The sequence below is a fragment of the Litorivivens sp. genome (assembly GCF_057445395.1).
This window is the reverse complement of sequence record NZ_JBVBUV010000004.1, coordinates 16,114-34,157: the sequence shown is the minus strand read 5'-3', so window position 1 is coordinate 34,157 and position 18,044 is coordinate 16,114. Positions and strand designations below refer to the sequence as shown.

The 18,044-nt window shown below is 53.9% G+C and carries 21 protein-coding genes and 3 tRNA genes; 13 read left to right on the top strand and 11 right to left on the bottom strand.

Annotation, left to right across the window (positions count from 1 at the left end):
* The first annotated feature begins 29 nt into the window (after positions 1-29).
* The 9 genes from AC222A_RS02385 (at position 30) to AC222A_RS02345 (ending at position 4,748) form a co-directional block, all read left to right on the top strand.
* Positions 30-119 (top strand) — tRNA-Ser (locus AC222A_RS02385).
* Between the two features lie 153 nt (positions 120-272).
* Complete coding sequence (locus AC222A_RS02380; RefSeq protein ID WP_372747695.1) at positions 273-935, top strand: Bax inhibitor-1/YccA family protein; 663 nt, start codon at positions 273-275, stop codon at positions 933-935.
* Positions 936-992: 57 nt separating this feature from the next.
* The gene (gene tusD, locus AC222A_RS02375) at positions 993-1,385 is read left to right on the top strand and encodes a sulfurtransferase complex subunit TusD (RefSeq protein WP_372747694.1); all 393 of its coding nucleotides are present in this window, start codon (positions 993-995) and stop codon (positions 1,383-1,385) included.
* Positions 1,386-1,388: 3 nt separating this feature from the next.
* Positions 1,389-1,745 (top strand): sulfurtransferase complex subunit TusC, encoded by a 357-nt coding sequence (gene tusC / locus AC222A_RS02370; RefSeq protein ID WP_372797318.1) that lies wholly within the window; start codon positions 1,389-1,391, stop codon positions 1,743-1,745.
* Positions 1,745-2,029: a sulfurtransferase complex subunit TusB gene (tusB, locus tag AC222A_RS02365; protein ID WP_372747692.1), complete on the top strand. Its 285-nt coding sequence runs from the start codon at positions 1,745-1,747 to the stop codon at positions 2,027-2,029. The genes tusC and tusB overlap by 1 nt, the downstream gene beginning before the upstream one ends.
* 1 nt (position 2,030) lies before the next feature.
* Complete coding sequence (locus tag AC222A_RS02360) at positions 2,031-2,342, top strand: TusE/DsrC/DsvC family sulfur relay protein (protein WP_372747691.1); 312 nt, start codon at positions 2,031-2,033, stop codon at positions 2,340-2,342.
* A 13-nt stretch (positions 2,343-2,355) separates the two neighbouring features.
* A complete protein-coding gene (locus AC222A_RS02355) occupies positions 2,356-3,336 on the top strand; it encodes a glycosyl transferase family protein (RefSeq protein ID WP_372747690.1) in 981 nt (326 codons plus the stop codon).
* Between the two features lie 21 nt (positions 3,337-3,357).
* Positions 3,358-4,455, top strand: coding sequence for a tRNA (uridine(54)-C5)-methyltransferase TrmA (gene trmA / locus AC222A_RS02350; protein ID WP_372797320.1), 1,098 nt, complete (start codon positions 3,358-3,360; stop codon positions 4,453-4,455).
* The gene (locus AC222A_RS02345; RefSeq protein ID WP_372747688.1) at positions 4,452-4,748 is read left to right on the top strand and encodes a 4a-hydroxytetrahydrobiopterin dehydratase; all 297 of its coding nucleotides are present in this window, start codon (positions 4,452-4,454) and stop codon (positions 4,746-4,748) included. Before trmA ends, AC222A_RS02345 begins: the two co-directional genes overlap by 4 nt.
* On the opposite strand, the gene AC222A_RS02340 is transcribed toward AC222A_RS02345, so the two are convergent.
* Together AC222A_RS02340 and AC222A_RS02335 are read right to left on the bottom strand one after the other, a co-directional pair.
* Positions 4,741-5,601 carry a hypothetical protein gene (locus AC222A_RS02340; RefSeq protein WP_372747687.1) on the bottom strand — a complete coding sequence of 287 codons (861 nt, stop codon included), beginning with the start codon at positions 5,599-5,601 and terminating at the stop codon, positions 4,741-4,743. The two genes, AC222A_RS02345 and AC222A_RS02340, sit on opposite strands and share 8 nt — an antisense overlap.
* An 88-nt stretch (positions 5,602-5,689) precedes the next feature.
* The gene (locus AC222A_RS02335; RefSeq protein WP_372747686.1) at positions 5,690-6,823 is read right to left on the bottom strand and encodes a PilT/PilU family type 4a pilus ATPase; all 1,134 of its coding nucleotides are present in this window, start codon (positions 6,821-6,823) and stop codon (positions 5,690-5,692) included.
* Between the two features lie 191 nt (positions 6,824-7,014).
* On the opposite strand from AC222A_RS02335, the gene AC222A_RS02330 reads away from it, so the two are divergent.
* A complete protein-coding gene (locus AC222A_RS02330) occupies positions 7,015-8,391 on the top strand; it encodes a glutamate-cysteine ligase family protein (RefSeq protein WP_486774595.1) in 1,377 nt (458 codons plus the stop codon).
* The gene (locus AC222A_RS02325) at positions 8,385-9,386 is read left to right on the top strand and encodes a M14 family metallopeptidase (protein ID WP_372747684.1); all 1,002 of its coding nucleotides are present in this window, start codon (positions 8,385-8,387) and stop codon (positions 9,384-9,386) included. Before AC222A_RS02330 ends, AC222A_RS02325 begins: the two co-directional genes overlap by 7 nt.
* A 41-nt stretch (positions 9,387-9,427) precedes the next feature.
* Here the strand turns inward: AC222A_RS02325 and AC222A_RS02320 are convergent, their stop codons facing one another.
* The 4 genes from AC222A_RS02320 to AC222A_RS02305 form a co-directional block, all read right to left on the bottom strand.
* On the bottom strand, positions 9,428-10,606 hold the full coding sequence (locus tag AC222A_RS02320) for a pyridoxal-phosphate-dependent aminotransferase family protein (RefSeq protein WP_372747683.1): 1,179 nt from the start codon (positions 10,604-10,606) through the stop codon (positions 9,428-9,430).
* A gap of 64 nt (positions 10,607-10,670) precedes the next feature.
* Positions 10,671-11,489, bottom strand: coding sequence for an NADPH-dependent 7-cyano-7-deazaguanine reductase QueF (gene queF, locus AC222A_RS02315; protein WP_372763720.1), 819 nt, complete (start codon positions 11,487-11,489; stop codon positions 10,671-10,673).
* On the bottom strand, positions 11,490-12,263 hold the full coding sequence (locus AC222A_RS02310) for an ABC transporter permease (protein ID WP_372747681.1): 774 nt from the start codon (positions 12,261-12,263) through the stop codon (positions 11,490-11,492).
* Positions 12,260-13,183 (bottom strand): ABC transporter ATP-binding protein, encoded by a 924-nt coding sequence (locus AC222A_RS02305; RefSeq protein WP_372763719.1) that lies wholly within the window; start codon positions 13,181-13,183, stop codon positions 12,260-12,262. Before AC222A_RS02305 ends, AC222A_RS02310 begins: the two co-directional genes overlap by 4 nt.
* A gap of 129 nt (positions 13,184-13,312) precedes the next feature.
* Here AC222A_RS02305 and AC222A_RS02300 point away from each other — a divergent pair, with 129 nt between their 5' ends.
* The gene (locus AC222A_RS02300; RefSeq protein ID WP_372747679.1) at positions 13,313-13,696 is read left to right on the top strand and encodes a PA2817 family protein; all 384 of its coding nucleotides are present in this window, start codon (positions 13,313-13,315) and stop codon (positions 13,694-13,696) included.
* Positions 13,697-13,826: 130 nt separating this feature from the next.
* Here the strand turns inward: AC222A_RS02300 and AC222A_RS02295 are convergent.
* The 3 genes from AC222A_RS02295 to msrB all read right to left on the bottom strand — a co-directional run bounded on the left by AC222A_RS02295 (position 13,827) and on the right by msrB (position 14,540).
* Positions 13,827-13,902 (bottom strand) — tRNA-Gly (locus AC222A_RS02295).
* A 9-nt stretch (positions 13,903-13,911) separates the two neighbouring features.
* A tRNA-Glu gene (locus tag AC222A_RS02290) sits at positions 13,912-13,987 on the bottom strand.
* Between the two features lie 154 nt (positions 13,988-14,141).
* Positions 14,142-14,540: a peptide-methionine (R)-S-oxide reductase MsrB gene (msrB, locus tag AC222A_RS02285; protein ID WP_372749920.1), complete on the bottom strand. Its 399-nt coding sequence runs from the start codon at positions 14,538-14,540 to the stop codon at positions 14,142-14,144.
* Positions 14,541-14,620: 80 nt separating this feature from the next.
* Here msrB and AC222A_RS02280 point away from each other — a divergent pair, with 80 nt between their 5' ends.
* Positions 14,621-15,832, top strand: a complete 1,212-nt coding sequence (locus AC222A_RS02280; RefSeq protein ID WP_372749919.1) for a pyridoxal phosphate-dependent aminotransferase — start codon at positions 14,621-14,623, stop codon at positions 15,830-15,832.
* Positions 15,833-15,883: 51 nt separating this feature from the next.
* On the opposite strand, the gene AC222A_RS02275 is transcribed toward AC222A_RS02280, so the two are convergent.
* Both AC222A_RS02275 and AC222A_RS02270 read right to left on the bottom strand, forming a co-directional pair.
* Positions 15,884-16,804, bottom strand: coding sequence for a class I SAM-dependent methyltransferase (locus tag AC222A_RS02275; RefSeq protein ID WP_372765055.1), 921 nt, complete (start codon positions 16,802-16,804; stop codon positions 15,884-15,886).
* Positions 16,794-17,927: an ATP-NAD kinase family protein gene (locus tag AC222A_RS02270; RefSeq protein WP_372758166.1), complete on the bottom strand. Its 1,134-nt coding sequence runs from the start codon at positions 17,925-17,927 to the stop codon at positions 16,794-16,796. The genes AC222A_RS02275 and AC222A_RS02270 overlap by 11 nt, the downstream gene beginning before the upstream one ends.
* Between the last annotated feature and the right edge of the window lie 117 nt (positions 17,928-18,044).

Genomic DNA, 18,044 nt, shown 5'->3' with positions numbered 1-18,044 from the left:
ACGAGCTCTGTATAATTGCGGTCTGCCGCGGAGGGGTGGCAGAGTGGTTGAATGCACCGGTCTTGAAAACCGGCGTGGGTTAACGCCCACCCAGGGTTCAAATCCCTGCCCCTCCGCCATCTTTCTCCTAGTACCCAATCCTCTGAACTTCCCAGCAAATCCCGCCTCTAAATCAACAGCTGATTCAAATGCTTAGCGCCCTCCTATAAACCTTGCTTTTGGCGCTGCGCACAGTATGATTTAAGCAATTCGAACCAATCGCGGAGTTTTCGATGCAAGATAGAACCGTCGCTCATTCACCTGCCGGCATTGAAGTCGTCGGGACCAATAAGGTACTGAAAAATACTTACATGCTGCTGGCCATGACGCTTGCCTTCAGCGCATTCACTGCCTTTCTCGCACGCGGCGCAGCCCCACTCAACCCATGGGTGTTTCTGGGCGGCTTTATCGGCCTGTCGTTTCTGGCGCAGATGCTGGCCAACAGCGCCTGGGGCCTGCTCGCGGTATTTGGCTTCACCGGCTTTGTGGGCTATGCCATTGGACCGCTGATCGGTGCTCTCACGCAAAGCAGTGTTGGCTCAGAATTGGTCATGCAAGCGCTGGGTGGTACCGCCGTCATCTTCCTGGGTCTATCAGCCTATGCGATCACCACCAAAAAGGATTTTTCCTTCCTCGCGGGCTTTATCACCGCGGGCGCTATCGTCCTGCTACTGGGTGTCGTCGCCGTGCTGGTCTTCAAAATGCCGGCACTGCACCTGGCTCTTTCTGCCGGCTTTATGCTGTTTTCCAGCGCACTGATCCTGTTTCAGACTGGGCAGATCGTAAATGGCGGTGAGCGCAACTACATCCTTGCGACCATCACGCTGTATGCATCCATTTACAACCTGTTTATCAGCCTGCTGCATATCCTGATGGCCCTGTCTGGTGACGACTAGGTCGCCGGCCATTCAACCGCACCCAAAAGCCCCGGTAATCCGGGGCTTTTTGCACAAATGAAATTTTCCCTGCTTATTCTCGGCTCACCACAATCGTCGCCGGCGGTGGCTTCAGCGCTCAAGTTCGCCCAAGCCAGTATCGCCGGCGGCCACGAGCTGTTTCGTGTTTTTTTCTTTCACGACGCGGTAGCGACCGGCAACCGACTTACCGTCGCGCCACAGGATCAGGCCTGCCTTCCTCTCGAATGGCAAGGCTTCGCGAAGCAACACAACGTGGATATGGTGTTGTGTGTTTCCAGCGCTTTGCGCCGTGGCATTGTCGATCAGCGCGAAGCCGAACGCTATCGATTAGACGGCAGCAACATGCTGGAAGGCTTTGAATTGTCAGGATTGGGCCAATGGGTCGAAGCCATGCTGCTATCCGATCGTATTGTCACATTTGGAGGCTAGCGCATGTCATCGTTGCTCATGATTTGCAGAAAAGCCCCTTACGGCACCAGCTACGCACGTGAAGCCATCGACATTGCATTGGCGGCGAGCGCTTTTGACCTAAACGTTGCAATGCTCTTTACCGATGATGGTGTGTACCAGTTATTGCGCCATCAGGACACTACCGCCAGCGGCAGCAAGAATGTGGAGTCACTTCTATCCTCCCTGCCGCTCTATGACGTGGGACCCCTGCTGGTTAACCAGCAATCACTGGACAGTCGCCACCTATCACAAAAAGATCTTTCTATGCCGGTACAGCTTTGCCAGCCTTCAGAAATAAGCCAGCTGTGTGCCAACTATGACAGGGTGCTGACCATCTGATGGAAGATGCAATCGTACACCTTGTGCAAACCTCGCCCAGCGCTAGCAGCGCCTACCGCGACTGCCTTAGGGTCTGTCACGCCAATGACCACATTGTTCTGATGCATGACGCCGTTTACGCCGGGCAAGGACCCTCAGGGGCGGCCATGAATCTTTATGCACTGCGTGACGAGGTCGCAGAGAGAGGCCTTATCGAGCGCATGCACGCCAGTGTGAAGCTTATCGACTACAGCGAGCTGGTAGAGCTCTGTGCGCAACATCGCCACACGCAAAGCTGGTTTTGATATGCCATTGGCCACCGACGATGAAGGCTACCTGCTTAACCTCGCAGATTGGAACCGTGATGTCGCGACCCAATTGGCTGCAGCCGAATCTATCATCCTGACCCCAGAGCACTGGGAGCTGATAGCACTGATTCAGGCGTTTTATCGCGAGTTTGACCACTCGCCAGCCATGCGCCCTCTGGTAAAATATGCGCAGCAGGAACTCGGGCCGAACAAAGGCAACAGCCTGCATTTTCTGAAACTTTTTCCGGGCAGCCCCGCCAAGTTATTGAGCAAGATAGCCGGCCTGCCCCGCCCTGAAAACTGCCTGTAGGCTTATCAATACCATGTCCGAACACGCATTTGCGCCCTATGTGCGCATTCTGGGAAAAGGTAAAACCGGCTCCCGGTCGCTGGATTTTGAGGAAGCCCAAGAGGCTTTTGGCATGATTCTGCGCGGAGAAGTGGAGCCCGTTCAACTTGGCGCCTTCTTGATGCTTTTGCGCGTCAAGGAGGAAAGTCCCGAAGAATTAGCCGGCTTTGTCAGCGCAGTGCGTGCGCATATCCAACGCCCCAGTTTCCAGGTCGACCTCGACTGGGCAAGCTACGCCGGAAAACGACGGCAACATCCTTGGTACCTGCTGGCAGCACTCACCCTTGCCAAGGCCGGATACCGTGTATTGATGCATGGTGCTGCAGGCCATACCGCCGGACGCTTGTATTCTGAGCAAGCTCTCGGCGCGCTGGGGCATGCGCCCTGCGAAAACTGGGCAGACGCAGAGGCCGCACTAGCCCAAAGTAACTTCGCCTTTGTTCCGCTGCGCAGCTTCTGCGAACCACTGCAGCGCATCATCGATCTACGCAATCTGTTTGGTCTGCGATCACCAGTCAATACACTAACCCGACTCATCAACCCCGTCGGCGCGCGGTGCTCTATGCAAAGTATTTTTCACCCCGCGTATGCAGATAGCCACCAGCGGGCCGCGCAGTTGCTGGGGCAGGAAAATGCCGTTGTGTTTAAGGGCGAGGCCGGCGAGGCTGAACGTCGCCCCGAAGCTGACCTTAAACTGCATCTGCTGCTAAACAACAACCCCACTGTTGAAGAGTGGCCGCGCTTGCTCTCCGGTCGCCAGGATAAACTCGACACTCTGCCTCTGGACTACCTGAAAGCGTGCTGGCAGGGCACCGCTACCGACACCTATGGCGAACAGGCCGTTATCGGTACGCTTGCCATTGCCCTGCGTGCACTGGGCAAGACCACCAAACCCGACGAGGCCCATCGCCAAGCCAATGATCTTTGGCAGTCGCGCCTGGGCCAGCGCATTTAACTATTGCCTATTGAGCCACCAATGCCACTTAGTGATTTCAACCCCGCCAACTACAATGAACTGCTGAAGGAAAAGGTTGCACGCATAACACCGGAGTTTAAAGCTTTAGGGGCACCGGAAGCCGACATTTTTCCATCTGCACCAGATCATTTTCGGATGCGTGCAGAGTTTCGAATTCAACACATTGACGGCGAGCCCCGTTATGTCATGTTCCGCAAAACCGGCGACCGCAAGGCAGTCGTCATCGAGCACTTTCCAATTGCCTGTGAACGTATCGCCAACGTCATGGAGCCCTTGCGACAAGCCATCGCGCAATCCGAAGCTCTGACGCACCGTCTGTTTCAAGTCGAGTTTCTGTCCGGACTCAGCGGCGAATTGCTCGTGACACTGATCTATCACCGACCACTGGACGATGCGTGGCAACAAGCAGCCCAAACATTAATGGAAGCCTTTTCAATCTCAGTGATCGGTCGCAGCCGTAAACAACAACTGGTCCTGAACAAGGCTTTTATCACCGAAACGCTACACGCTGACAATCGCGACTTTACCTTCAGGCACTATGAGAACAGCTTCACCCAACCTAATGCACGGGTAAACGAGCAAATGATCAGCTGGGCCTGCAAACAGGTGAGTGGTGCCAGGGACGATGACCTGCTGGAACTGTATTGTGGATGCGGCAACTTTACCTTGCCCCTGTCGCGCTATTTCGACAAAGTGCTTGCCACAGAGGTTTCCAAAACCGCTACCCGAGCAGCCATTGAAAACTGCGAAATAAACGCTATAAGCAACATTGAATTTGCCAGGCTGTCGGCGGAAGAAATCTCTCAAGCGCTGAAAAAAGTACGCCCCTTTCGCCGATTAGCGCACCTCGACCTTGACGATTACAAGCTCAACACTGTTTTCGTCGACCCTCCGCGCGCTGGCCTAGACGACTTTACCCGCGAGTTTATCGGCGGGTTTGAGCGAATACTGTATATATCCTGCAACCCGGTAACCCTGGCGCGCGATTTAATGTATTTGTGCCAAGATCATCACATACAGTCACTGGCTTTTTTCGATCAGTTTCCCTATACAACACATATGGAATGTGGCGTTTTTTTGGAGCGTAAAACCCTATGACAACCCGATTCAGTGAATCCCAGCTACAAGACGTAATGGCGGAACTGCCAGGCTGGACTGTGCGCGAAGACAAGCTCTACCGTCAGTTCAAATTCCGGGATTTTGTAAGCGCCTTTGGCTTTATGTCACAGGTTGCCATGCTTGCAGAAAAAATGGACCACCACCCCGAATGGAGTAACGTCTATAACCGGGTAGATATCGAATTGACCACTCATGACCTGGGCGGCATCTCGATGCGCGATATCACACTCGCCAAACAGATTGACGAGCACTTCACCACCGAAACTAACTAAACTGCACCCCATATTTGAGCAGCTGGCGCGGCATAACATCGTCGAGCTGCTCAATATCCTCCGGGTGCAACTCAATACTGTTCAACCCTAGTTTTTTGTATATCTCAGCGCGCCGCATCTGGGCTTTCAAGGACGTTGGGCTCGCATCAGTCGCCCAAAAGTCGATATAGACTTGCTGCCCTGGCAAAAAGAAATCCGCTACCAGATTTTCCTCTACGGGCAAGGTGCGTCTGGTTGCATGCAACACCCCGGCGAGATAGAGCCACTGGCAGATTTGCTGTAGCTCAGATCGCTCATGCGTGTGCCCATCAATGCTGACGACGCCCTTCTCACCCGCAAACAAGTCGTTTTCCATGTCACGCGAGCCCGCACAAGCCACTTCCTGTAATCGCCTTTTCAGCACGCTGTTGTCTGTTACGGTCTCCGGCCAAAGCACATAGAGCATGTCACTCTGACGGTTTTCCAGCTGCACCCCACCCTGCTGCTTACCGCTCGGCAGCAGCATCCAACCATGAGCATCTCGGCGCTGCCAGCCCAGCTCCGCCAACACCCGATTGACGGCCCGGCCGCTAAGCCCGTGCGGTTGCCCCAGCGCAGCCCCGGACAGCATTTTATTGTCTTCCAGCGCCCGCAGCATCGGGTGCTCTTCAAGCGAAACCGGCCAGACAATGTAGCGACCATAGCGCTTACTGTTGCGGTACTCACCACCTTCAAACTCACCTTTGGGCGTCAACGCCCAGCCATCCGCCACTTTGCGAATCCAGTCGTAGTCTTTCAGGGTGCCAAATAATTGTTGAACCGGCACTTCAAGCGCCTTTGCCAGTGCGGTTGTGGAAACCTTGTCGTCACTCATGGTCAGGGCCAGTTATTGAGATCACTGAAGATTACTGGATATACATCCAATAGACAATCAAGCGGACCTCGAACACAGACGGCCAACACTAGCTCGGTTCGTCCTCGTCGACAGGGATATCCTCCAGCGCCAGATTACTCAACCGGGAACTACCCTGGCCGCCACCGGAGTCCAACTTGATTCGAAGTCGCAGATTGTTCGCAGAGTCTGCATTTTTTATGGCTTCGTCCAGCGAAATACGACCTTCTTTGTATAGTTTAAACAGCGCAGAATCAAAGGTTTGCATTCCCAGCTGCTCGGACTTTTCCATGATTTCTTTAATGCTGTCGAGCTCACCTCGCAGTATAAGCTCCTGAATGGTGGCAGTGCCCAGCAAGACCTCCACCGCCGCTGCGCGCTTGCCGTCCACCGTGCGCACCAGTCGCTGTGAAACAAAGGCGCGCAAGTTCATCCCCAGATCGGTGAGCAACTGGGTGCGCCGCTCCTCTGGAAAGAAGTTAATAATACGATCAAGGGCCTGGTTGGCATTATTGGCATGCAGGGTTGAAATGGCCAAGTGGCCCGTTTCTGCAAAGGCCAGCGCATGCTCCATGGTTTCCCGGTCACGGATCTCACCAATCAGAATCACATCCGGCGCCTGCCGCAGGGTGTTCTTGAGCGCCGCGGCAAAGGAGCGAGTATCAACGCCCACTTCGCGTTGATTGATAATAGATTTCTTGTGCTTGTGCACAAATTCGATGGGATCTTCAATGGTGATGATGTGGCCACCGCTGTTGCTGTTTCGGTGGTCAATCAGCGCCGCCAATGACGTGGATTTACCGCTGCCTGTGCCACCCACAAAGAGCACCAGGCCACGTTTTGTCATAATCACATCTTTCAGGACTTCCGGCAGTTTCAGGTCGTCGAACTTGGGAATCTCGGTGACAATGTTGCGCGCAACAATCGATACCTCATTGCGCTGCTTGAAGATATTGATACGAAATCGACCCACGCCTGGCACAGAGGTTGCTAGATTCATCTCCAGCTCCCGCTCAAAAATTTCCTGCTGCTCTTCGTCCATGATCTCGTTTGCAATGTCCTTGATCTGCCCAGCCCCCAGCCCCTCCTTGGATAGCGGCTTCAACACCCCCTGAAACTTCGCACACGGCGGTGCGCCGGTACTTAGGTAAAGATCTGAACCGTCATTTTTGGCGAGAATCTTCAGGTAATCGGTGAATTGCATACGCGCGAATCCCCTACTGCTTATTGTTGGTGTTGGAGGCCCGACATTTTCCCCCTATTTAAGGCTCGATGCCAGCGCAGATAGGCTGACGAACTCGGCGCGCGCATCTACACTTCAGGGAAAGCCACAGTGTGCGGGGCTATTACGTGGGACAGGAAATTGAGAGCTGCGAATTTACGACAGCCGATTTTATGGCGTTTAAGAGCCAACTGTCGCAGGAGACCGCCCTGCTTCGGGAATGGCTGGAGTCAGGGCGAACCGACAGCCACACCGGCACATCTGGCCTGGAGCTTGAGGCGTGCCTGATTGATAAGCACCTGCGGCCAGCCAGCCAAAATGAGCTCCTCATCAAATCACTGAACGACCCGATGGTGGTGCCGGAACTGGCTAAATTCAATATCGAAGTGAATACCCCGCCGTTCGCCGCTGACACCAATATGCTTAGCGCTATTGCGAGCGCGCTAACCGAGCGCTGGAATCATTGCCTACAGGTGGCAGCCCAGCATAACCTCGACCTTTGCCTGGCCGGCGTACTACCAAGCTTACGCGATGACGACCTGCATATGGGCAACGTCTCGCCGCTGCGACGCTACCAGGCACTCAACCAGCAAATCCTGAAAGGTCGACGCTTTCGCCCCCTGGACATTCATATAGAGAGCGACTACGACTCGCTGACTGTGCAACACAACGATGTCATGACTGAAGCATCCACGACCTCTCTACAAATCCATCTGCAACTGGCACCCGACGACTTCGCAGCTTACTACAACGCAAGCCTGCTCGCCTCTGCACCTCTAGTCGCGGCCTGCGCAAACTCTCCATTGGTCTTTGGCAAGTTACTGTGGGATGAAAGCCGGATACCCCTGTTTGAACAATCGGTCGCAGTACCGTGTTTTCTCGGCGAACACGGCGAAGTTGTGCAGCGCGTAAACTTTGGCAGTAGCTACATGAAGCATTCTGTTATCGAGATTTTCGAAGAAAATATGGTGGCCTACCCGGTACTGCTCCCCTTCCTTTTCAATCAAAACCAGAATGCACCCTTTGCTCACCTCCAGCTTCACAATGGCACCATCTGGCGGTGGAATCGGGCATTACTGAAGGTGAACGACCAATCACAACTGCAATTCAGGTTGGAACACAGAACACTGCCAGCGGGACCAACGATCACTGACTGCGTAGCAAATATCGCCTTCTTTTACGGCCTTGTCGGATGGCTCGCACACAGAAGACCGGCGATCAGCTTTGCCGCTGCAAGACAAAACTTCTATCGCGCGGCGCGTTACGGTCTGCGCGCCAAATTAAGCTGGGACGGCCGCGAGCAGGTGCCACTGGACAAACTACTGCTCGACGAGCTGATCCCTGCTGCCAGAAAGCACATGGAAACGGTCGGCTTTGACCGTGCCGACGCCAACTACTATGTAAACGAAGTGGTCGGTGAACGCGTGCGCCGCCAACAAACCGGCGCCATATGGCAACGCAACTTCTATCTGTCGCATAACCGAAACTTGCAGCACTTGATGGCGGCTTATCTGGAAAACGGCAAACGGGGAGCGGTGTACACGTGGTAGCACTCTCATTACTCACAACCCTTCCGGAACGCCTGTTGAATTGTCGCGCCACTGAGCTACACGCCATACTGGGCGGGCCGACACTGATCCACCTGAAAGGTAAGCAAGCTGCACCACTGTTCGTTTCCATTTTGCTTCACGGCAATGAAACAACGGGCTTGCCCGCTGTACAGGCTTTGTTGAAATCCAAGGCAAGCCTGCCAAGAGATCTGATCATCTTTGTCGGCAATACTGCCGCCGCTGAAAAGGGTGCAAGAAGGCTGAAAAACCAGCCGGACTACAACCGGATCTGGGCTGGGGGAGAACTGGCTGAACACCGCCTGGCCCAGCAGGTACTTGATTACGTTGCTAACACCGGCCCGGTTGCCGCCGTCGACATACACAACAATACCGGAAGAAATCCCCTATACGCCTGTATAAACCATGTCGACAGACGCTTTGTGAGCCTGGCCCAGTCTTTTAGTAACACTATCGTCTTTTTCTCCGAGCCTCATCAGGTACTGGCCAACAACATGGCCCGATACTGCCCCGCCGTTACCCTCGAGTGCGGATTGGCCGGCGAACCCTCAGGCATTGAGCAGGCGATTGCGACGCTGGAATTCGGACTTTACGGTGACCTGGACGTCGCCACGTCTGAGTTAGAGGATTGCTCGGTATTTCACACGGTGGCAAGAATGCGCGTCCCGGCAGACAGCAGCATTCATTTTGCCGACTCTCCGTCCAGCGCAGATTTCACCCTGCCAATGTCGCTGGATAACTGGAATTTCACCCGACTGAAACCCAATACGCACTTTGCCTACTGCAACAGTGAACATGCGACCCTGAGTGTTTCAAATGATGCAGGACGCGATGTCACTGGCGAGTATTTTTATCGTGACGGCAATCGATTGTTCACGCGTCGTCCCTTTATACCATCGATGCTTACGCTCGATGAAAAAGTGATACAACAGGATTGCGTGGGATATATTATGGAACCCTACCCGTTGGCAGGATAGGCTATCCGACCTGCCTGGACACAGACAGGTCGGAAGTCAGGTCAGGAAAGCAAGGCTGATGCGGCGGCGTTTCTTGCGGCGCCGGCGTTAATATTGGCTCCCTCTTCGATCAATACGGCTTCCAGCGCATCGAGGCAAAGCGATACATTTTCGGCATTGGCACTATGCCCCATCAAACCGATGCGCCACACTTTACCAGCCAACGCCCCCAGACCCGCACCTATCTCAAGGTTGAAATCCTTTAACAACTTGCCTCGCACGGTAGCATCGTCGATACCTTCAGGAATAGTGACTGCATTGAGCTGAGGCAAACGGTAATCAGCGTCAACCACGAAGCCGATACCCAGAGCCTCCAGACCCGCTGCAAGTGCTGTGTGCATCTTCGCATGCCGCGCCCAAGCATTCTCCAAGCCTTCTTCGCGCAGAATAACCAGCGCCTCGTGCAGACCATAAAGCGCATTAATCGGCGCCGTATGGTGATAGGCACGCTTGGCACCGCCGCCCCAATAACCCATGACCAGATTCATATCGAGAAACCAGCTTTGCACAGGTGTTTTGCGATTGCGTATAACGTCTGCTGCTTTATCGCTAAAGGTGACCGGTGACAGACCTGGCGTACAGGACAGGCACTTTTGCGTTCCGGAATACACCGCATCAAGCCCCCACTCGTCGACCTTTAGCTCCACTCCACCAAGCGATGTAACCGTATCGACGATCGTCAGACAGTCGTGCTTTTGAGCTAAGGAGGCCAACGCCTGCGCATCTGAACGCGCACCGGTAGACGTTTCAGCGTGAACAAAACACAGCACTTTTGCATCAGGGTTGGCCACCAATGCAGCTTCTACTTTAGCGGGATCAACAGGCTTGCCCCAATCGTCCTCAACAGTTACTGCGGTAGCACCGCAACGCGTAACATTTTCAACCATGCGATTGCCGAATACACCGTTGATGCAAACGATGGCTTTATCGCCGGGCTCCAGCAAGTTGACAAAACAGGCTTCCATACCCGCAGAGCCAGGGGCTGAAACTGGCAGCGTCAGCTCATTTTTGGTCTGAAAGGCATACTGAAGAAGCTGTTTGATCTGGTCCATCATCTCGATAAACTGCGGATCGAGATGACCAATAGTGGTTCTGCCCAGAGCTTCCAGAATGCGCGGATTCACATCAGACGGGCCGGGCCCCATCAAAGTACGTGCAACAGGTTTAAAAGAACTGATCATGCTGTCTCCTTACTCGGTAAGCTATCTGTCAGGCCGGCAATGCCAGCCGGATGTATTCCGGGCATCACTGCCGCGCCAATCGTCTAAAGGGTCTACTGTTTTCATGCGAAGAACGCAGCGGATTAATATCCAGACCACCTCGCCGTGTATAGCGGGCGTAAACCGTCAGTGCTTCAAGGTTCAGGCGCCGACTGATATCTGAAAACATACGCTCAACACACTGCTCATGAAATTCGTTGTTCTGGCGAAAGCTGGTCAGATAAGCAAGCAGCGATTGAGGATCTGGCAATTCTCCACGACACTCTAACTCTATGGTGGCCCAATCTGGCTGCCCGGTAACGGGACAACAAGAGCGAAACAGCTCGGAAAAGTAACGAGCCTCACCACGTTTGCCCGAACGTTTAATCAACGCTGCATCTGGCGATGCTGCAATATCTGTCAGTGACAGGCCATCCAGGCAGATTCCATCGGCTGCACTCACGGCATAACGGTCAGCCCAAGTTGCGGGCAATAGCACCTCTACCACGACTTCACCATCAACCACTGCAGATAAATCGCCCCGTAGTGTTTCCGTCAACTTCTCCAGCGAATCAAAGCGTGTCGAGTTCAGGGAATTCAGGTACAGCTTGAACGATTTTGACTCTACCATATGCGTAGAGTCAGCCGAAAAAACAAACTGCCCGCAGGCTACCTGCGGCTTTCCGTCAGCGTCGAGCCACGACAGCTCATAAGCATTCCAGCAGTCACTGCCGCGCATGGGCAACGTGGAAATCTCCAGCCCGGCTCGCCCCTGAGCGCGCGGAATAGGTCTCAACTGCCCTGGATCATACTGATCCGGGTACTGCGTGTGCTTGCCTAACGGCAGATCACGAAAATCGACCATTTACTGTCTCAGGCGTTTGCTGTTTGCCAGCAGGTGCATACAGTACACGTAAGCTAAAACGGTAAAGCACAATACCATGATGAATGCCCAACCCACATTTACATCGGAAACCCCGAGAATGCCGTAGCGAAATGCGTTCACGATATACAGCATGGGGTTAAGCTTTGACACGCCAGCCCAGAAATCTGACAGCATATCGATGGAGTAAAACACGCCCCCCAGATACGTTAGCGGCGTGAGCACAAATACGGGCACAATGGATACATCATCAAAACTGTTAGCAAACACAGCGTTGATAAAGCCTGCCAACGAGAAAAATACGGAGGTTAACGTAACAATGGCAATCGTTACCCAAACGCTATGTAGGTTCAACTCAGTAAAAAACAGCGACAACAAGGTTACGATCAAGCCCACCAGCAAGCCGCGAGCCACACCACCAATCACATACCCCCACAGAACGATGCTGTTCGACATGGGAGAAACCAGTATTTCCTCGATAAAGCGCTGAAACTTTGCTCCGTAGAATGACGACACCACGTTGGCATAGGAATTGGTGACGACCGACATCATGATTAACCCGGGAACGACAAATTGAATGTAATTGAACCCACCCATTTCACCGATACGAGAACCGATCAGCGTACCAAAAATCACAAAGTACAATGTCATGGTAATAGCTGGCGGCAACAGCGTTTGCATCCAGATCCGCATGAAACGACGCACTTCCTTGCGCACGATAGTCAGAAAGGCTATCCACTTCTCGTTAAAGCTCATGCTTTCCCCCCTTGCGCCAACAAACCGACAAACAATTCTTCCAGCCGATTGGCCTTGTTCCGCATGCTGGTGACCTGTAATCCCGCTCGTGTCAGCCGGTCAAACACCTCATTCAGACTCACTGACTTATCAATGCTCAGCTCAAAAGAGTGCTCGTCGATACGATGCGCCTCAAAACCTTCCACCTGAACTGGATCGGGGAGCTCTCCGGCCACATCAAAGATGAAGACCTCACGCTGCAATTGCTTCAGCAACACTTTCATATTGGTATCTTCGATAATCCGCCCCTGATCTATTATACCGATATGGCGACACAGGCTTTCAGCCTCTTCCAAATAGTGTGTCGTCAGAATAATCGTAATGCCCTGACGGTTAATATCCCGCAGAAAATCCCACATCGAACGACGCAGCTCTATATCAACACCGGCAGTGGGCTCGTCGAGTATCAGCAGCTTAGGCTCATGCACCAAAGCCCGGGCTATCATCAGACGACGCTTCATACCGCCTGAAAGCATGCGCGCTGCGTCGTGCCGCTTGTCCCACAGCCCAAGTTTCTTCAAGTATTTTTCAGTTCGCTCTTCCGCCAGTTTGCGCGGCAGACCGTAATAACCTGCCTGGTTACGCACAATGTCCCACAGTGATTCAAAATTGGAGAAATTGAACTCCTGCGGGACCAAACCGATAAATTTCTTTGCCTGAGCAGGTTCCTCAGTAACGGACTTCCCAAACACGTGCACGTCGCCGCCCGATTTCTTGACCAGCGAGCAGATAATGCCTATGGTGGTCGACTTGCCAGCACCGTTAGGCCCCAGCAAGGCGTAGAAATCCCCCTGCCCAACATCAAGGTCTATACCCTTAAGGGCCTCGAAGCCGTTGTCGTAGGTTTTGCGCAAACCGCGGATGGATAGAGCTTTGATCATAAAGTTCATCCGTATTGTCATGATGGCTTAGTGAATGTCGCCGAGCATACCCGACGAGAAAGTCGGCTATTTTGCCACGGCAGGCAACGGTTCGATACACTGCACACCCGCAGAACTGAGGTGCATCGCGTGAAAGACCGTTTCGACTACCACTTGCAAGTTTTCCAGAGCTTCAGCAGCACACTGAACGCGTTTCTCAATCAAACACCGGATCACGATGAACAAAGCCGCCAGGAAACTGCGGATTTGCTAGCCCTCACCGGCAGTGCGCTGGAAGAGCGCAGCGAATATCTGGAACTGGGACAACGCCTGCTTAGCCGACTGGTCAGTCACTTTCCAGCATTTACGCCGCACATCCCACGCGAGCTACTCTGGTTTTTTGGTGGCGACTGCCTGCACTACCTCGCCGACGACGAGATCGAAAAATTTCAGCTGCTCGAAGAGCGCTATTACGAGGCTGGTGAGAACGCCGATTACAGCGATCTCCGCGCCCAGGCCTTCGGGCTGCACTGAACAATCGCGCCGCTTGCCATTGCTGGATAGAGAAAGGCTGGCGGCCATCGCCGCACCGATATTCCATTTACTGCAGGCAAAAAAAAAAGGTGCTATTGAGCACCTTTTTTATTTGGCCTATCTTTTTTCTTGGAGCGGGAAACCGGGTTCGAACCGGCGACCTCAACCTTGGCAAGGTTGCGCTCTACCAACTGAGCTATTCCCGCCAAAAATAATGGCGTCCCCTAGGGGACTCGAACCCCTGTTACTGCCGTGAAAGGGCAGTGTCCTAGGCCACTAGACGAAGGGGACGCCGCATCACTCAAGTCGCAAGCAGTTGCTTATCAACCGAAGTGGCGCGCATATTACCAGCTTACGAAAAAGCGTCAAGAACTTATGCTAAAAAAATTTATCTTTTTCATTGGCTTGGTCACTGGATAGCCAGAATGGCTATTTTCCCAGCAAATCACCGCTCTTCGAGTGTTAACGATGCAGAGTTAATGCAGTAGCGCAAACCCGTTGGCTTCGGCCCGTCCGGAAAAACATGGCCCAAATGAGACCCACAACGGGCACAGGTGACCTCGGTGCGCACCATCGCGTGAGTGGTATCGCGATGCTCGGCAATACCTTCTTGCGACAGCGGCTGATAAAAGCTGGGCCATCCAGAACCAGAATCATATTTGGTCTCGGAATCAAACAGTGCCTCGCCGCAGCACCGGCAACGGTAGGTACCCTGTGTTTTTTCATCCCAGTAACGGCCGCTAAAAGCTCGCTCTGTGCCCTTCTGACGGCAAATTTGAAACTCCTCTTCACTGAGATCAGCCTCTTTACGCCAATCGGCATCACTTTTTTTGATATCAACCATGGTAAACCCCTCACTACACCGTATTTTGAAGACTATAATAGGCGGCTTTTCCGCTGACAACGAACCCTTAGGCCGAAATCATGAAGTCCTACGTAAAATCCCAGAAACTGGCTGACGTCTGCTACGACATCCGCGGCCCCGTGCTGCGCCAGGCCCAGATACTGGAGGAAGAAGGCCACCGAATCCTTAAGCTCAACATTGGCAATCCGGCGCCATGGGGCTTTGATGCCCCTGAAGAAATCATACAGGACGTTATCCGCCAGTTGCCTGAGAGTCAGGGATACAGCGATTCCAAGGGCTTGTTTTCGGCGCGCAAAGCCGTAATGCATGAAACCCAACGTCTGGGTATACCCGGCGTCGAGATGGACGACATTTATCTTGGCAACGGTGTAAGCGAGCTAATCCAGATGGCGACGTCGGCACTACTCAACAACGGCGACGAGGTGCTGATTCCCGCACCAGACTATCCACTGTGGACTGCTTCCGTGTCACTGGCCGGCGGCACACCTATTCATTACTTGTGCGACGAAGAAGACGAGTGGCAGCCCGATATAGCCGATATACGCAGCAAGATAACACCAAATACACGCGCACTGGTTGTCATCAACCCAAACAACCCCACCGGTGCAGTCTATTCCGAGGAGATTCTGACGCAGCTGGTGGCGATAGCCCGGGAGTTCAGCCTGGTTTTGTTTGCCGACGAAATCTACGACAAGATTCTATACGATGAAGCCGTGCACATTCCGCTCGCCCGACTGGCGACCGATGTCCTGTGCATCACGTTTAACGGCCTGTCGAAAACCTACCGGCTGGCCGGTTTCCGCAGTGGCTGGATGGTAATCAGCGGCGCCAAATATCGCGCCGATGACTACATAGAAGGCCTCAATATTCTCACCTCCATGCGGCTTTGCGCCAATGTGCCGGCACAACAGGCCATCCAGACCGCGCTGGGTGGCTACCAGAGCATCAAAGAGCTGATCCTGCCAGGTGGTCGTTTGAAAGAACAGCGTGATCTGGCCTACGAGATGCTCAACGACATCCCGGGAGTAAGTTGCACCCGACCCAAAGGTGCGCTTTACATGTTCCCGCGGCTAGACCCTGCCGTTTACAACATCGAAGACGACGAGCAGCTGGTATTGGATTTTCTGCGCGAGGAAAAGATCCTGGTTGTACAGGGGACTGCCTTCAACTGGCCCAACACGGATCACCTGCGCATCGTCACCCTGCCCCGGGTTGATGATCTGCGCACTGCCCTTGAACGATTTGCACGATTCCTGTCGAAACGCCGCTAAAGCCGGACCCTGACACCCGCGGGCCGCAGCGGCCCCGGGTGCCCCCCAGGCTCAGCGTTGACCTGTAAAACGGCAGTGCAACATTTTCAAGGCCGGCACTTGCTCTGGAAAATCCGCTCGAGGCGGTAGAAAACCAACAATTTCAACGTCGGGCAGCGCATCGGCGATCATTTCCTGTAGAAAGTTCTCGTCGAGATAGGGCGCATTCAGGCAAAACAGCAACTCCGCCTGATCCGAAATTAGCTCCGGCACTTTCCGCAATAAGCGAACGTAGTCTTTTCTGGCATCGAAACTCCCTTTTTGAAATGACGGCGGATCGACAATCAGGCAGTCATAGGGACCCAAGCTTCGAATACGCTTCCAGGACCGGAATATGTCATACCCAAGAAATTCAACACCGTCCATCGAGTGTCCATTAATACGGTGATTGTCACGCCCCGTGCGCAATGCAGCTTTAGCCATATCGACATTTACCACCGTCGTGGCGCCCGCCTGCCTCGCCGCCACTGAAAACGCACAAGTGTAGGCAAAAAGGTTGAGTACCCGCTTGCCTGCGCAACGATCGGCCAACCACACCCTGCCCGGACTGGCATCCATGAAATATCCGGTATTCTGACGCCCTTCTAACTGCAGCTTGAATCGCAATTCCCCTTCCTGGGCGCAGACGACGTCCGGAACCTGCCCCCACAGAACCTCAACCTCGGCCGGGCGCCGGTAGCGTCGCTGCATCAGGGCAAATTGCCGGCGTTCGCCGGCCAGCGCTGTTACGCCAGCAACCAGAACCTGCTCCAGCACCGGTGGGGGTTCGCGAAACAACACCAGCCAGAGCCCCTCGCCAAAATCGTCGAGGGTGAGCCACTCCAACCCCGGGTAACAGCCCCCTCGGCCGTGAAATACCCGCCGAGCTTGGCCATCATCGCACTCTAGCGCGTCGGATAGGGCGTCTAAAACCGGTTTAAACTCAGACTCCACTGGCGCTCACCCGGTAGAGAACGGAATCCTGATAGCCAGTTATCACACGAATAAAACCTTCGAGTGAAAGATCCAGATCGCGATCATTGCTGTCCACCAGCAGTGGCCGCCCCTCCAGTTCACTTAACTTGCTCTTGGTGGCTACCACCCAGAGATTCTGTGGTCCGGCGCGGCGTACCACCGAGGGCGAAATTTGCTGATTACCGCGCCCGAGAATATGCCCCTGACGGCCAATCGCAGTCACGATGATAACCACGTCGCCAGGGTGCTGATCACACAATTGCTCCAATTGCTCTGCACTCACGTCGCTGGCAGTTAACTTACCGCTTTGCACCACATCCACGCCCAGCAAGGTGTTATCGAGGCCCAGCTCAACCATAATGCCCGCCGTTGTAGAGCCCGGCCCCACAACATAAAGGGTTTGATCATCTAATTGCTCAACGACCTCCGCGGCAATATCGGCTACCACCAATTCTTCCACCTCACGACCGGAAACCTTGGTCGCCTGGAGATACTGGCCTACGCGGGGCACCAGCAGTTCGCCGTAATAACGGGTGCTCACCCGACCACTGCGAAACGCGTCCTCATCGATATCACGCACTTCTTCACAGGACACATCAACCCAGTCACCGCGCACCATCGCGGCAACAATTTCCGCCGCACTCTCGGGTGACACCGCATATACCCCCGAGTGCATTTTCACACCCGCTGGCACACCCAGCACCGGCACTGCATCACCGACCGCACGATAGATATCGCGCGCGGTGCCATCACCACCCGCAAAAAGAATGAGGTCACAACCGGCATCGCATAAAGCCCGTGCGGCACGCACCGTATCGTGCGCTGTACTAGGCTCGGTTGCAGCACTGCCGAGCACCTCAAACGACCAGTTAGCCGCGACACCCTCGCCCATGTCGCCAGCAAAACCCAGAGTGGTTATTTTTACCCTTTCTTCGCTCAGTGCCGCTAACGCGCGCGCCATGCGCTGAGGCGCGCGCTGTGCAGCGCCAGTCGATCTGGCCATTTCTGCAGCATTGCCATCGCTGCCTTTCAACCCCGCCGGACCACCGATACCCGCCCACGGATTAACAATCAACCCTAAACGAAACAACGACTTACTCAACCCAGCCACCCTAAGTAAAAACCCTCATGTTCTGTCAAGGTAACAATTGACATACTCAAATCCGAAAACTTGTAATAATCTGAACCTATACTGAATCAGAAAGCACAGCATTCAGTT